Source organism: Streptomyces sp. NPDC048604 (genome assembly GCF_043199435.1).
GTDB lineage: Bacteria > Actinomycetota > Actinomycetes > Streptomycetales > Streptomycetaceae > Streptomyces.
On record NZ_JBICVX010000001.1, the window covers coordinates 309,785 to 323,943 of the forward strand.

The following is a 14,159-nucleotide window of genomic DNA, read 5'->3' on the forward strand; positions in this document are numbered from 1 at the left end:
CTGGCGTTCGTTCGCTACATCACTTCAGGCGGCAGATCCGCGTAGCGCGCAAGGATCTGCCGTGCCCATGCCACCTTGTCCGTGACTCGCTGCCCCGAAGGCTGCGACTTGGACCAGAGCTCCAGGTTCTCGATCCGGTTGTCCGACCTGTCGCCGTTCTTGTGGTGAACGTTCTCGTCAGCGAACAACTCGCGACCAAGGTAGGCCTCTACGACGAGGCGATGCTCGGCGTACCGCTCGCCCTTTCTCAGAGTGTGATAGCGGTAGCCACGCGGGTCAGTTGTCCCACCGCTGAAGTCGCCACAAAGGAGACGAGCCCGGAGTTCCTCCAAGGACCTTTGCGGACGGGGAGGCGCTGAGCCCAACGGATCTCCGTAGAGACGCCATCGTCCCAAGTGGGCGGGGCAGTAGGTGCGAGCATGAGCGGCTGTCTCGCAGCCTTCCACAGAGCAGATGGTGTTCGTCCCATTGGGGGCCCGTCGGTGGCCTGACTCGCCCGCAGCTCCGGTCTTTCGCCAACGTGTGTAGTGCATGGCGCACATGCGGCGCGCCAGCTCGCTCTTCTCGCAACCATCAATCGAACACGGCTCGTTGCCCTTGCGTCCCATGCCTTCAGTTTAGCTAACTGAAGGCATGGGCATTGCCGAATCGACTAGGCAGCAGTCGCGACGTTCAAGAGCCTGAACGCGCCATCCGAGACGGAATCGGCCCCGACGCGGTAGTAGGCGTACCACCCGCGCTGCCCGGTGGGCCGCTGGTTGGCGCCGACCAGGTGCGGGATGAACTCCACCGTCATTCCGACACGGTCGGCGATGACGTAGTTGGAGAAGTCGCCGTACACGGCCAGGTAGTTGTTCGCCGTGGCCGCAGGGTCGAACGTGCCGTCCATGTCCTCCGCCTCGAGGGCCGGACGGCCCAGGAGCTCGGGCGGGACGTCGGCGCCGATGCGCTCCCACATCTGGGCGCCACCGCCGGTGTCGAACTGGCGGATCAGGTTGTAGATGGCCCGGTTCGCCAGCCACGACGCGCCGGCCCGGTAGCGGGCCGGGAGGGCGTTGTCGAGCTTGTAGATGTCCGCTGCGGCGAACGTCTCCGCGGTGGTCGGGGCGACCTCGGACGCGCCGCCGGCGAGGGCGGTGACGATGCCGGTCGGCTGGTTCGAGCCGGAGCCCGTGGTGAACGCGGCGGCCTCGAGGGTGTCCCGGCCGAAGGCGAGCAGGCGGGCGACCTCCTGGGTGACGTTGGCCTCGTCCTCCAGCGCCTCGATGGAGATCGGGACGAAGCCGGCCGCCTTGTGGACCGGGACGGTCGGCTGGGCGAACGTGGTGGCGTCGTCGGAAACCTGGGCTCCCTCCGCGTCCCAGCTCCAGGACACGGCGCCGGAGGAGACGCCGTTCCAGACGTCGCCGGTGGCGACGACCTGGCGGGCGACCTGACGGATCTGGTTGCGGCTGCCGTTGGCAGTGATGATGACCGTCGGGTCGAGCTGGAACGGCACCAGGTAGCCGCCGGCCGAGTCGGTGAGCGACATGGCGCGCTCGAGGGCCCGCTGCTCGTCCGGGGTGATCATGTGGCCCTTGCCGGCCGCGACCTTCGACCAGGCCCGGAGGTACTCGGGGCTGGAGGTGGCCAGGCAGTGGCGGGCGATCCGGCCGTCGCCGTCGTCCCACTTCTCGATGATGTCGGTCGCGGCCGCGCGGACCCGGTCGCTGGCGCCGCCCATCTTCGTGATGGCCGACAGGGCGCGGGCGCGCATCTCGCGGGCGACCTGCCCCTTCGACTGGCCGAAGGTACGCACCTCGGACAGGTCCCACGGGTTGCGGAACCGGCAGTCCTCGACGCTGTCGGGGTTGAGGATCGGGTCGGCGTCGTAGCCATCGCTGCCCACGGCAGTGCCGCCGATCGCGCGAACCGAAGTGGCCGCGGGACGGCGCTCGGTGGACGCGGTCGCCGAGCGGACCCGCTCGAGCGCGGACTTGCGCTCGAGCTGGCGCCGGTGAGCGTCGACCTCGGCGAACTCACGGGTGAGCTCGTCGAACGATGTCTCGTCCTCGGCGGTCAGGTCTTCCTTGTCGCCGAGCCGCTCGAGCTCGGCCTTGATGTCCTGCAGGCGGATGACGGCCTGCTGGTGCGAGAGCTCCATCAGCTCTGCTCCTTCTTTTCGTCGATGAGCGCCAGGCGCTCGCCCATGAGGCCGGTGATCTCGCGGATCTCGTTCCGGAGGGCGGCTGTGCGCGGGGATGGCGACGGGTGCCCATCGGCGGGCGGCGCGTCGGTGGTGCTGGAGGCTGGCGGGTGCTCGCGTTCGAGCGGCGCGCCATGAGGGGTGGTCTCGGTGGCCGGGTGCCCATCGGCGGGCGGCGCGGCCTCGGTGACGGCCCGCGGCGAAGCGGGGCCGCTCATCACGGTCGGGAAGAGGAGTGCGGTCGCGACCTCGCGCCGCAGTTCCGGGTCGTCAGGAACGTGCGGGACCGCGGCATCCCTGGCGAGGGACTGCCGGATCTGGCGGGCCATGTCGTCGCTGCGGACCAGCTCCGTGGCGAGTCCTGCGCTGCGGACACTGACCGCGGTGCCGGCGTAGGCGGGGAAGACCACAGGGCCGAGCTCGCGGCACTTCAGTTCGATGAGCTCTCGCCGGAGCGGTCCACGGTCGCCCGGCATCCACAGTAGGTCGAGAACCTCCTCGGGCTTCACCAGCTTGCCGGCGGCGTCGCGCCACTCTTCGCGGACGACCTCGAACCGGAAGCTCATGCCGTTCACGGAGCCTTCGGCAATGGCGTCCCGGACGGGCTGCATCAGCCAGTTGTCGGTGATCCGGCCCTCGACGTACAGGCCCTGGTCGTCCTCGCGGAGGTCGACGATGGAGCCGATCGGAAGCGACCCGATGAGCGGGTGCCGGCCGTGGTCGAACTGCATGACCGGCGTGGACTCGCGGATCGTCTTGCGGAAGGCACCCTTGCGGATCGTCTCCGTGAACCGGCCCTCCCAGGAGTCGATCTCGGTGTCCTGGCCGAAGACGGCGGCGTAGCCGGTGAGGCTACGTCCGTCTCCCTCGCCCTCGTCGTCGGCTCGCTGGAATGAGAACGGCGCGGACCTTTCCAGGTCGCGCGCCGCGGGATGCTGGGTGCCCATCAGGTCCCCTCCTCAGGTGGTGTGGGCTCGGCAGGCGGCCCGTTACCGCCCGGTTCCTGGAGCTGGACCGAGAAGAGGCCGGAATGCCGCAACAGGGTGGGGTCCTCGGCCTCGACCGCTGCGATGACGGTGTCCGGCAGATAGCCGGCGTCCACGAGCGTGCGGATCGTGCGGGCCTGGATGCCCTGGATCTCGGCCGCGTCCTTGCGGTCCTCGCGCAGGAACGGCACGTCGCGGGCGTCGTACCAGAGCCGCACCTGACCGTTCCCGCCGCCCGGCGGCGCGACGAGCCGCGAAAAGCTGCCCGCTGCGTTCTGCCACAGCGGGTGGATCGTCCCGTCCGCGAACCGGCGCCGCGCCTGGCCGTAGTTGGAGTACGTCGCAGCCTTCAGCCCCTCGGACAGACCGACGATGATCGGCGGCACGCCGGCCGCCGCCGCGATCCGGGTCTCACCGGCACCCTGCACCGAGCTGAAATCGAGCTGCTGGAAGTCCTTGCCGACGACGGTCACATCCGCGCCGCCGCCCAGGTACAGGGTCTTGTAGGCGTTCTCGACGCCCCGGTGGGAGGCGTCCATCTTCGCCTTGAACTTCGCGAACGCCTCCGGTGTCACCTCACGGCTCAAGCTGACCACGAGGTTGGGTGTCGCCGCGTTCTCGAAGAACGTCTTCTTGTGCCTCGACATCAGGTTGTCGTTCGACGACTCCCGGATGACCGGCGTCAGCCACGACATGCCCCGGTACGTCGCCAGCGGATCCGGCGTCGGCGCGAAGTGCGCCACCTCGTCCGCCAGCAGCGGCACCGGCTCCTGCCCCGGCTCCTGGAACAGATAGCCCAGCTTCTTCCACCCGAGCGTCCCCCCGCGCAGCATGCGGCGTTCCAGCACGATCTGCACCCAGTCCGGACGCAGCCGCACCAGCTCGCCCTCGACCCGTGTCCAGTAGCTGTTGCCCGCAAGGTCAGCGTCCTGAATGAGGCGCGCGAGGAGATCCTGCGTCGTACCGCCCACCCACGGCTCCTCCAGCAGCCGCAGATCCGCCGTCCCGAACATCTCCGACGGCCGGCCCCGGTTGATCCGCTGCCACTGGAACCGCGTCGCCGAAAACACCGACTGCCGAGCCACCATGCACGACCACACCACCGGATTCGTCGCGAACAGCATCGCGTACCCCGGCAGATCGCCCGGAGCCTTCTCCGCGGCCTGCCCCGGCTGCGTCTGCGTCATCCCCAGCGGCGACCAGCCGCTGTAGCCCAGCGACTGCTGCAATGCCGCGGCGTAGTCGTCGATCGTCGTGATGTCCCGCTGCCCCTCGGAGGGACGCCGGCGGGAGGCCCGCCACAGGCTCGTCACCAGCGTCCCTCCGTCCTGCCGCCCTCAGCAGGGTCCACATCGGCCAGGAACAGGCACCAGACCGCCAGCACGACGCCCGCGGCCACCAGACCGAACGCCAGGCCCGCAGCCAGGCCCACACCTGCCGCAGCCGTCCAGCCGCCGACGAGGACGCCGACACGGGCCCGCGTCGCACGGCTCACACGAACTCGCCCCATGGCTCGACCTCCTCCTCCGGCTCCTCGATCTCGGCCCCCAGGCCCCACTTCGCCAACGTCGCCGCCACCAGCGGGCTGATATCGACGCTGACGCCTCGCCGGGCCCACGCCCACGCCTCGCCCAACGGGCGCTTCTGCGCGCCCGCCAGAGCCACCGCGAGAGACGGCGGGTCGAGGTGGCTGAGGGACTGGTCCGCGACCGCGTCGTAGAACTGGCCGGTGGCCTGCGCGATCTCCCGCGTCTTCGGCTGCACGACCTCGACCCGCGCCTCAGGGTTCCCGGTGAGCTCCTGCTCGACCGCCGACAGGGCGTCCTGCAGGTCCGGAATCAGCGACCCGGCCGGCCCGCCGCCGTCGACGACCCAGCACCGCGGCCGCCACTTCCTGTGCAGCTCCTTGGCTCGCTCGACGACCCAACCCATGCCGGGCCGGTGCTCGATGACCTCGACGTGCGTGCCGCCCCGCCACGGGCCCGCCACGGCGATAGCCGCATGCGACCGCTCCGGCGTCGCATCGACCGCGAACGCAATCGGGCCCTCCGTCGTCGAGTCCCGGTCCGCCAGCGCCCGCCAGGCGTCCTCACCGATGACCTGCCACGTCTCGGCAGAGTCCGACGGGTACTCGCCCACACCGAGCCGCTCACGGGCGTACAGGGTGTCCCCGAGCGTCAGCCGCCGGTTCAGCGACTTCTCGACCTGCAGCCGATACCCGACCGCCGGGTTCGCCCTCAGCAGCGACTCGACCGACGCCACGTCGTCGTGCTTGTCGCAGCCCTGCACGCACTCGTCGACGTGCGGGTCGATCGACCACTCGAAGTACGCCAGCGTCGGATCCGGCACGCCCGTTTCCGCGGCCGCCAGCGCCCGGCGCCGCAGCCGGCCGAGTTGTACGGACGGCTCACCCAGGCCAGCCGATCCGAGGTACCACAGCTGCGCGTTCTCAACAGCGTCTGTGGTCGGGGCGAGCGCGGCCATGGCGTCGTCGCCGAGGATCATGCACTCGTCGAAGATCACGCAGCTCGCCGTGAAGCCGCGACCGGAGCCGCGGGAGCGGGCGATGTACCGCAGGTGGCGGCCGTCGTGCAGCTCGATGCCTTCGCGGCCCACAGTTTTGTGGTACGCCTTGACGCGTTTGTGCAGGTCGGGGCATCCGCGGACCAGGGACTCGATCCGCTTCTGAGCGTTCATGGCGGTCTTGAACTCGTGGGCCGACAGCAGGATCTCCTGCTCGCCGCCGAGGAACAGGCCCCACAGCACCCTCGCTTCGATGATCGCGCCTTTGCCGTTCTGCCTCGGAAGGTTGACGGCGACGTCCGGCGCGATCCAGTCCCCGACGCTGTTCTCGGACATGGCTACGTTGAGGACGTACTGCTGCCATGGGTCGAGCTTCAGCCCGGCCCGTGCCGCTAGGTTGATGGCCTCCTGGCCTGCCGTGGAGACGGTGCCCGGGGGGACGGTCTCGATCCGCGGTCTCTGTGCGCCGTAGAGCGGCCCGTCAGCCCGACTGCTTGAAGAGCTCGGAGCGGCGGCGCTCACGCTCACGGGTGAACTCATCGACGCTGTCCCCCTTCTCCTGGACGGGCGCGAGACCGCGCAGGCGGATCATGAGGGCGTGCAGCTTGTCGGCGACGTGGGCCTGTGCTGTCGGAGAGTCACCGTCTGCGATCTGGTCGAGCGCGCGGGCGAGCTTCAGCGCGGTTGCCGCGAGGCCCGGAGCGACAGTGGTCACGCCGAGTTTGTCAAGCTCATCTTGGACTTGATCTTCGACCATGATCCACCCCCGTCACCCTGCGTGACGTTACGGAGAGTCACTAATTGGGTTAGATCTTGGACTCGGGTCAAGATCTTTTTTGGCCGCGCAAAAAATCGGGCGAGAAGGGCTTTTGGGTCGCCCGCTCTCCGAATCTCACGATGCCTCAAGGCCCCCCTCCCTAGGGGGTTCGACCGATCCGGATCACGCTTCGCAATGCGTTCGCGTGACGGATTGTGGTGAGTGCGCCGGCGTGTGTCCGTGTGTCACCAGGTCCGTGATGCCTGCGGCATGGTCTGCCTGTGTGCCTGGGGGCGGTGCCGGTACCAGCGGGTGGCGACCCTGCGCATGTCTGGGTCTCGCATGGCGTCGATGCGTTGCATGACGATGTCCTGACCAGGGTCGACGGTCACGATCTGTGCGTCGAGGCGCTTGTACTTGGCCATGGCCTTCGGGCTCGGCATGGTGTGGATGAGGTAGACGTCGAGCTTGTCGCGTAGCTCGAACGCTTCGTGCATGGCCGCGAACCTGGCCTTGTGAGCGACGCGCAGGACCAATGCGTCCTGGTTCCACTGGGGTGCTCCTGGCCCGGTGAGGGCGACGGCGATGCGGTCGAGGTCGATGACGATGTCACGCGCTGTGGCGTGTGCCTGGATCCATGACGTCTTGCCCGCGGCCGGCGGGCCGGTGATGACGTAGAGCACGTCACCACCTCCCCGTCAGCTCAGTGGCAGCGGCGGTGTGAATCGTGGCGGCTTGGTGAGCCCGGCCTCGGCCAGCGCAACGCCCAGGACCTCGGACATGGGGACCTCGACATACTCGGGCGTGAGCGTGGGCTCGGGTGCCCGGCCGAACCACGTCTCGGTCATGTCCTGCCCGTTGACCGTCTCGGCGCGGATCGGGTTGTGGATGGTCTCCACCTCGACCACGGTGATCGGCTGCTCGATGCGGGGCAGCAGGTACTGGCGGACGAGAGCGACGAGGGGGAAGCCGAGGACGGTGTAGTCGATGCCGCGGGCCTCGCAGTAGTCCAGCCAGTCGCCCGGGTCATCGCCGTCGCTGAAGCCCCACTTCGAGAGCAGGCTGCTGCTGAACAGCGTCACGTGCGGTTCGGTCATGGCTACCACCTCCGTGACGACCGTACCGGCTGATGCGGGGCCGCGCGGTTGCCCTTGGCGCTGTTGCACCGTCGGTGTGCTGGGCGGGCGTTGGCGGGGTCGAGGAGCTTGCCGCCGCGTGACAGTGGGACGAGGTGGTCGAGGGTGAACGACAGCGGGTGCCGGGCGTCGAGTTGGTAGCCGATGTTGTGGCCGCACAGCCAGCACGGCAGGCGTTGGGCGCGGAGCTGGTCAACGAGGCGGCGGTAGGGGCGCCCGTTGCGGGGGTTACCGGCCACGGGCGCCACCTCCCGGAGTTACGGTTCCTGCGTCGCCGCGTCTTCGAGGATCTCGTCCTTGTGTGCGGTGAGGACTTCGCCGACGGCCTTGACGTACTGGTCGTTGGTGAGGTGCGCGCACTCGGGGTCCTTGGACGCGTCTTGCGGTTTGCCTTGCTGGTAGTCGTACTCCAGGAGGGCTACGCAGTCCTCGTATGTGTACGTCTTGCTCGGGCTCGGGCTGGGTGCCGTGGTGGCGGGCTTGTCCGCGCTGGCGGTGCTTGCGGAGCTGCTGCAGGCGGTGAGGGCGAGGAGGCCGGCTGCGATGAGAGCGGCGAGGGTGGTGCGTCGCATGGTTACCCCAGGACTGTGCGTGATGAGGGGGTTCATCATGGTCCTGGCGGGCTGGATGCGGGGGCGGAGTGCCCGTTCCGTTACCTATGCGGCCTTGCGTGCGCGCTGGGGTGTGGGGCGGTATGTCGCGGCCCTGGCTTCGACTTCGGGGAGGGCGTACATGGTCCTGTATTCGTGTCCTTGCCCGGAGTACTGGCGCGGGTCGCCTTGGAAGCGGTTGATCTGCCCGCGGCTGGCCCATTTCCGTATGACGGTTTCCGGGACGCCGGTGGCGGCGGAGGCTTCGTGGCCGTAGACGAGATCGTCTGGGTAGAGCTCGACTGCTTCCATCGCGCCCCCTGGAATGCAGAAAGCCCCCGGCGGAAGCTGGGGGCTTGAATTGGCGGCGGGCACACGTGTGTTCCGCTGGGGGCAGTGTGACATACAGGTGATCGTCACGTCCAGGGAAGGCGAATTCGCGCCGTGGCGTGCGGAAGGGGCTCTATGCGGGCTTCTGGTAGACGACACTCTGCCCATGGCTACGGTCTTCTCGGTGCAGGCGGATTCCCGGTCTGAGTGTGTGGCCGCCTTGGAGCGTCTGTGCCGGGATTACGGTCTGGTGCCGGTGATGCGGCCGATGGAGTCGCTGGGTACGGGCCGATGGATGGCTCGGGCTACGCCGAAGGCCCCCGCCACTGTGGGCGAGGGCCGATAGGTGGCGCTCAACTGCTGACCGACTGCCGCTAACAGGCGGCGATGCAGCGGCTGCACAGGTCTCCGACTTGGCCGGCACCTCTCAGATCAGGATGTGGTCGGCTTGTGGGGTCGGCGTCGGGTGTCGGGGTATTCGCTGCTCTTCGGGGCGGTGTTGGGGCGGGATCCCATGTAGGCGAGCCCGCCGGGCTTGGTGGATGCCATTCCGGGGTGCTTCTTGGGCGGCTTGCTGGGGCCGGTGTGGCTCATCTGCGCCTCCTAGACGCCGCGGGTTGCGGCGAGGTCGGCGGCTTGGCCGAGGATGCGGAGCGGGGTGGCGGGTCCGGTCTGGCGGTCGTTCCAGCTGGGCACGGTCTCGGCGTCGGCGAACTCCCGGCGGATGACGTCGAGGAGGAACGCGCACGCGGCCCCTTCGAGGGTCGAGCCCTGGCCGGCTTCGGCGCGAATCGCGGCGACGAGGCACATGCGCCCCTGCTCGTCGCGCTGGCCGGCACACCAGCCGGCTGTGGTGAGCCGGGTGTGGGCGCGCTGCAGGACGGCGGCGATCGGGGTGGTGTGCGGCTGGAGCGGGACGACCGCCGGCGCCGGGACCAGTGCCACATCCGGCAGCTCCACAGGCTGGCTGGGGATGTGTGCGGTGTTGACCTCGAAGGCGACCGCGGCCTGGTCGAGGCGGTGGTCCATCGTGTGGGTGGTGAGGGCGAGTCGCTCGTCGAGGCTGAGCGGGGCGGCCGGCGCGAGGGCCGGGGCGAGGATCGTGCGGGCGAGGGCGGTCATCACCACCACCGGCTCTTCTTGCCCGCGGCGACCGGCTGGCGGCGGCTGGCGCGGTCCTCTTCGAGGGCGCGGTTCATCGCGCGGGTGGCGGCGTTGCCGACCTGCTGATCGGTGGCGACCTGCGGGCCGCGGCCAGCCATGTCGCGGATGCCGGCGGGCAGCTGGGTGTAGACGGTGCGCTCTCGCGACAGGAGGCCGCCGACGCTCTCGACGCCCTGCCCGGACGGGTCGGAGGCGCTGCACACGGTGAGCTGGCCGGAGGCGATGGCGCGCTTGCTGGTGACGATGTACTCGCTGTACAGCTTGTTGGCCTCGTAGCGGGCCAGGTTGCGGGCGATGTTGTGGACGACGTAGAGCCGGTCGCCGGGGCGGACGTCCTTGACGAGGCGCTTGAGGTCGCCGCGGGTGGCGTTGTACTCGGACTTGAGGGCCATGATCAGTTCTCCTTCAGGATGTGGATGTTCTTCACATATAGGGCGTGACTGGGCGCGTGACGGCCCGTGACGTTGCAGGTCAGGGGCTTACGGGTGGGTGTGGTGGGGGCGTGACGCGTCACGGGCAGCAGGCGCCCGTCACGCCCCCGTCACGAGGGGCGTCACGGCTGTGACCTGCGGCGTCACGCCCCCGGTCCGGCGGATTCGCCTCTAATCGGCGGTGTTCTCGCCGGTCAGTTCGATCAGCGTGTCGAGGTAGTAGCCGCGGCCTCCGCGCCACTGCCGGGTCTTCATGTCGATGTCGGGGTTGATGGTCGCGGCCTGGTCGCGCAGGGCCTTCTGGAAGCGGGCGAGGGCCTTGTCGGTGTCCTCGTCCTCCTGCGGCGCCCACGCTTCGGAGGCTGCGGACACGTACTCGTAGATCTCTTCGCTGGTCATCCGCTCGGGGTCGTTGGCGGCGGTGAAGGCGAGGCGGGCGAGCTCGACCGCCTCGGGCAGGGCCGTGCGGGGCTTGACGGTGTGGAGGTCGTCGAAGGTGACACCGGCAGCCTTGAGCGAGTCCTCGTCGATCCAGGGGCGACCGGCGGCTGCGCGGGCAGCAGCGCGGCGCTTGGCCTCGGCGATGTCGAGCGGGATGAACTTGTGGATGAGCGGGTCACGCTGGCCGGCACCCATGATGTACGCCTTGCCCGCGTCGGCAGGGTCTTCGCCTTCGGCAGGGTGGAGCTTGTCGGGCCGCCAACCGTCCGCCCCGGCCCCAGTGCCAAAGACGAGCTGGACGTCCTGCTGACGCGCAGGGCCCATGATCTTCAGCGCGACGCTGTTCGCGACGGCTGCACCGATGGCGTCCTTCGTCGCCTTCTGGGCGGCAAGACCAACGTGGACTCGGCCGGCACGTCCGACTTGCAGGATCGCGATGACGAGAGCCTTGCCCCGCTCCGACAGCTGCGGGTACTCGTCGACCAGCACGAAGATCGCAGGGTGAGTCTTGCTGGGAATCCAGTCTTCGCCCATGCCGAGCTTGATGGTGAGGAGCTTGCGGGCCTTGGCAATCGCCAGGACCCGCTCCAGCACGGCTTCGATCACGTGCATCTGGTCGGCGCCGACGGCCCGGATTCCGACTGCGTCGGCGAGGGCTTCGAGGCCGTTTCCGCCGGCGTCGAGGTCAATGACGACGACGTCCTCGCAGGCGGTGAGGACATCGCCGATGGAGCGCATGGTGACGGACTTGCCGCCGCCGGATTCCGCGATCAAGACGAAGTGCAGGCCCAGGAATGACATCGCGGTGTGCGAGCCGTCCATGCGCATCGCCACCAGGGCCTTGTCGCGCATGCGGCAGCTGTTCGGTGCCCGCTCGGGCAGGGCGGGCATCTTCGCGAACGGGTCGCCCTCGACGAGCCGCAGTACCACGCGGGCCCGGTGGGACCGGAGCGGCTGGCACAGCAGCCCGTCCGCGGGAAGGTCGAGCGGCGTCTCCAGCTCGGCGGCCTTGGCGATGAGGTCGGCGGGGGTGCCCTTCTTCAGGCGGACGTTGATCTCCCAGCCCCAGTCGTAGCGTCGGCCGGCCTCGACCTCGGCGACGGCGATGCCTTCGGAGACGAGGGCGCGACGCACACACTCGGCGGCCTCGGTACGGGTGGTGGCGTCGGCGATCGGGAACGGCTCGCCCTCGGCGGCCAGGATCTCGATGCGGCCCGGGTCGTCCTCGCCTGCGATCATGGCGGGCTGGCCTCGCCAGGCGCCGAAGGTGATGGCGGCCATGCCCATCAGGATGGACGTCCACAGTCCCCCAGCGGCGATGCCGATGCCGGCAGCGGTCCCCGCAGTCGCAGTCCAGGCACCGGACTTGGCGGCGAAGACGAGGCGGTGGTGCTTGTACGCCTCGCGGAGACGGAGCACGTCGCGCTTGGCGTCCTGCTCGCCGCTGGCGTCGCCGCGGGCGGCCTTCACGTTGGCGCGGGCGGTGCGGATCATCTGCGGGTAGTCGTCGCGGTAGGCGTCGATCCACCGTCCGCCGAGCCGCCAGTAGCCGCGGGCGGCCCAGCCGAGGTACAGCCAGTTGTCGGTGGCGTGCTGCCGGGCGAGCTTGGCGCGCTCCCCTGCGGACAGGGCCCACGTCGGTCGGGTGTCGACCGTGGTGCCCTGGTGCTCGACGACCGTGCCCTCGACGGCCGGCTCGGCGTGGTCCTTGACGAGGGTGAGCGGGGGGCGCTCGACGGTCTGCTCGGAGTACGGGGCGGTGGTCACTTCGACTCCTTGGTGGCGGTCGGGCGGGTCTGCTCGAGGGCGGCCTGCTTCTTGGCCACGGCGGTGTACGGGAGGGTGTCGCCCGGTGTGCGGCGGGGCGGCGTGCCCCCGTTGAAGCGGCGCCCGTCAGGGGCGTCAGGGTCCTTCTTCGGGCGGACTTCCTTTTGGGAACTGACCTGCGAGAAGTCACCGATTATCGGAACGTCCGTGGCGACCTTCATGCGGGTTTGCGCAGCCCGGGACTGGGCCTCGATCTCGGGGGTGATGCCGACCACCTTGGAGCCGGTGACGCGGTACCAGGCGTCGGCCCAGATCTGCTCGGTGACGTACAGCGAGCCGCGGGCGGACCGCATCGCGTCGGCGACCTTCCACACGTCGTCGTGCGCCGCCTTGCGGTCGTTGTCGCGTCGCTTCTGCTCCTCCCGGTCACGCGACTCCGCCAGCGCCTTCGCGGCCGTCGCAGCGTGCTCCGCGTCTTCCTTCTCGCGACGCGCTTTCGCCTTGGCGGCGTCCTCGCGGGACTTGGCGCGCCTGGCCGCACGCCGCTCGCGACGGGACGGGATGCCGTCGGCCTTCTGCGCGATGCCGTGCTCGTAGGCCATGAGGACGATCGGCCCGCCGAGGGATGCGATGGCGCCGATGAGGCCGGCGTTGAGGCCGATCGCCGGATCGGTGATGCCGTGCCACAGGTTGATCGTGGCGGCGACCGCAGCACCGAGCATGATGCCGATGCGGTACGGCATGACGTCCCGCCGGTGCGCGACCGCCCACGCCGCTCCGCAAGCAAGAACGAGCGCGAGGCCTTCGAGTAGCGCCGGCGCGGCGACCATGAACGGCCGCTGCTCGTCCCAGAAGGCGAGGAACTGGACCGGGGCGGCGATGACGAGGCCTACGGCGTAGATGCCGCGGGCGCCCCACTTCCACAGGTTCTCGGTCCGCTGCTGTTCCTTGGCGCGAGCAGCTTCTCCGGCCTCGCGCTCCGCCTCGGCCTGCTCGGCCCGCTCCTTCTCTGCGTCCGACTTGGCCTTCTCCGCAGCCTTCTTCGCGAGGTGGGCCTGGTGGTCGGCGCGCTCCTTCTCCAGACGCATGTTGGCGCGCTCGTTGGCGATGCGCTGCTTCTCGGCTTCCTCGGCAGCGAGGGTCTGCTCGGCCTTCGCCTTGCCCTCTGCCTCGACGAGGATGGCCTTGGTCTCGGCTTCGGTGCGGGCCCGGATGGCGTCCGCCTCGGCGAGCGCAACCGGGTCGAACCGCGGCTCGGTCACGGTGCGCCCGTTGACCCTGTCGATGGCGGTGCTCACGGCGATCAGTCCTTTCGGTGTCAGATGTGGGTGCGCTGCGGCGGGACGGTGGCGGTCTTGGCTGCGTGGCCGATCCGCTGCTCGTCGAGGTAGCCGTCGAACAGGACGGCGACGATGGCGAGTCCGACGATGACGAGCCGGGTCAGGACGGGGGCCTCCAGGCCGACCACCCACGCCAGTCCCGCGAAGATCGCGAAGACGCGGAGACGGGTGAGGCCGATCAGCCAGCCGATGCCCATCAGGACCACCGCCACGGTTCGCGTGTGCTCGCGGCGCGGAGGGCGGACTGGCCGATCTGGGTGGCCAGGCCCTGCCAGTCGTCGTCGCGCGGCAGGAGGGGCGCCAAGTCGATCAGGGTGGCGCCGATGTCGGCAGCCGTCCGGGGTTCGACCGTGAAGTAGGCCTCGCCGCGGCGCTGGGACAGGATCGGCTTCAGGGTCCTGCGCTGCCTCCAGGTGGCGGCCTTCTCAAGGCGGGCGAACAGGTTGTCGACGGTGGCGTATGAGCAGGTTCCGTGCGGCGTGCCGCCGTGCGAGATGTTCCAGCCCATG

Annotated in this window: 18 protein-coding genes; all 18 read right to left on the minus strand. The window is 69.6% G+C overall.

Annotated features, from left to right (window positions below; translation table 11 throughout):
* Positions 1-14 precede the first annotated feature (14 nt).
* A complete protein-coding gene (locus ACGFMM_RS01375) occupies positions 15-608 on the minus strand; it encodes an HNH endonuclease signature motif containing protein (protein WP_393642020.1) in 594 nt (197 codons plus the stop codon).
* Positions 609-652: 44 nt separating this feature from the next.
* Entirely contained in the window at positions 653-2,143 is a 1,491-nt protein-coding gene (locus ACGFMM_RS01380; protein WP_393642022.1) for a phage major capsid protein, read from the minus strand.
* Positions 2,143-3,132, minus strand: a complete 990-nt coding sequence (locus tag ACGFMM_RS01385) for an HK97 family phage prohead protease (RefSeq protein WP_393642023.1) — start codon at positions 3,130-3,132, stop codon at positions 2,143-2,145. The genes ACGFMM_RS01380 and ACGFMM_RS01385 overlap by 1 nt, the downstream gene beginning before the upstream one ends.
* Positions 3,132-4,484, minus strand: a complete 1,353-nt coding sequence (locus ACGFMM_RS01390) for a phage portal protein (RefSeq protein ID WP_393642024.1) — start codon at positions 4,482-4,484, stop codon at positions 3,132-3,134. Before ACGFMM_RS01390 ends, ACGFMM_RS01385 begins: the two co-directional genes overlap by 1 nt.
* Complete coding sequence (locus ACGFMM_RS01395) at positions 4,481-4,681, minus strand: hypothetical protein (protein ID WP_393642025.1); 201 nt, start codon at positions 4,679-4,681, stop codon at positions 4,481-4,483. Before ACGFMM_RS01395 ends, ACGFMM_RS01390 begins: the two co-directional genes overlap by 4 nt.
* On the minus strand, positions 4,663-6,030 hold the full coding sequence (locus ACGFMM_RS01400; protein WP_393642027.1) for a terminase: 1,368 nt from the start codon (positions 6,028-6,030) through the stop codon (positions 4,663-4,665). The genes ACGFMM_RS01395 and ACGFMM_RS01400 overlap by 19 nt, the downstream gene beginning before the upstream one ends.
* 145 nt (positions 6,031-6,175) lie before the next feature.
* On the minus strand, positions 6,176-6,409 hold the full coding sequence (locus ACGFMM_RS01405; protein ID WP_393642028.1) for a hypothetical protein: 234 nt from the start codon (positions 6,407-6,409) through the stop codon (positions 6,176-6,178).
* Between the two features lie 287 nt (positions 6,410-6,696).
* Complete coding sequence (locus tag ACGFMM_RS01410; RefSeq protein WP_393642029.1) at positions 6,697-7,134, minus strand: hypothetical protein; 438 nt, start codon at positions 7,132-7,134, stop codon at positions 6,697-6,699.
* Between the two features lie 15 nt (positions 7,135-7,149).
* The gene (locus ACGFMM_RS01415; protein ID WP_393642030.1) at positions 7,150-7,548 is read right to left on the minus strand and encodes a hypothetical protein; all 399 of its coding nucleotides are present in this window, start codon (positions 7,546-7,548) and stop codon (positions 7,150-7,152) included.
* Between the two features lie 2 nt (positions 7,549-7,550).
* Positions 7,551-7,826, minus strand: coding sequence for an HNH endonuclease (locus ACGFMM_RS01420; RefSeq protein WP_393642031.1), 276 nt, complete (start codon positions 7,824-7,826; stop codon positions 7,551-7,553).
* 18 nt (positions 7,827-7,844) lie between these two features.
* A complete protein-coding gene (locus ACGFMM_RS01425) occupies positions 7,845-8,159 on the minus strand; it encodes a hypothetical protein (RefSeq protein ID WP_393642033.1) in 315 nt (104 codons plus the stop codon).
* 84 nt (positions 8,160-8,243) lie between these two features.
* Positions 8,244-8,489, minus strand: coding sequence for a hypothetical protein (locus tag ACGFMM_RS01430; protein ID WP_393642035.1), 246 nt, complete (start codon positions 8,487-8,489; stop codon positions 8,244-8,246).
* Positions 8,490-9,110: 621 nt separating this feature from the next.
* Positions 9,111-9,629, minus strand: coding sequence for a hypothetical protein (locus ACGFMM_RS01435; RefSeq protein ID WP_393642782.1), 519 nt, complete (start codon positions 9,627-9,629; stop codon positions 9,111-9,113).
* Entirely contained in the window at positions 9,629-10,063 is a 435-nt protein-coding gene (locus ACGFMM_RS01440) for a hypothetical protein (RefSeq protein WP_393642036.1), read from the minus strand. Before ACGFMM_RS01440 ends, ACGFMM_RS01435 begins: the two co-directional genes overlap by 1 nt.
* 210 nt (positions 10,064-10,273) lie before the next feature.
* A complete protein-coding gene (locus ACGFMM_RS01445; protein ID WP_393642038.1) occupies positions 10,274-12,310 on the minus strand; it encodes a hypothetical protein in 2,037 nt (678 codons plus the stop codon).
* Positions 12,307-13,608 carry a hypothetical protein gene (locus ACGFMM_RS01450; RefSeq protein WP_393642040.1) on the minus strand — a complete coding sequence of 434 codons (1,302 nt, stop codon included), beginning with the start codon at positions 13,606-13,608 and terminating at the stop codon, positions 12,307-12,309. Before ACGFMM_RS01450 ends, ACGFMM_RS01445 begins: the two co-directional genes overlap by 4 nt.
* Before the next feature lie 20 nt (positions 13,609-13,628).
* Positions 13,629-13,862 carry a hypothetical protein gene (locus ACGFMM_RS01455; RefSeq protein ID WP_393642042.1) on the minus strand — a complete coding sequence of 78 codons (234 nt, stop codon included), beginning with the start codon at positions 13,860-13,862 and terminating at the stop codon, positions 13,629-13,631.
* Positions 13,847-14,158, minus strand: a complete 312-nt coding sequence (locus ACGFMM_RS01460; protein ID WP_393642044.1) for a hypothetical protein — start codon at positions 14,156-14,158, stop codon at positions 13,847-13,849. Before ACGFMM_RS01460 ends, ACGFMM_RS01455 begins: the two co-directional genes overlap by 16 nt.
* Position 14,159: the final 1 nt, after the last annotated feature.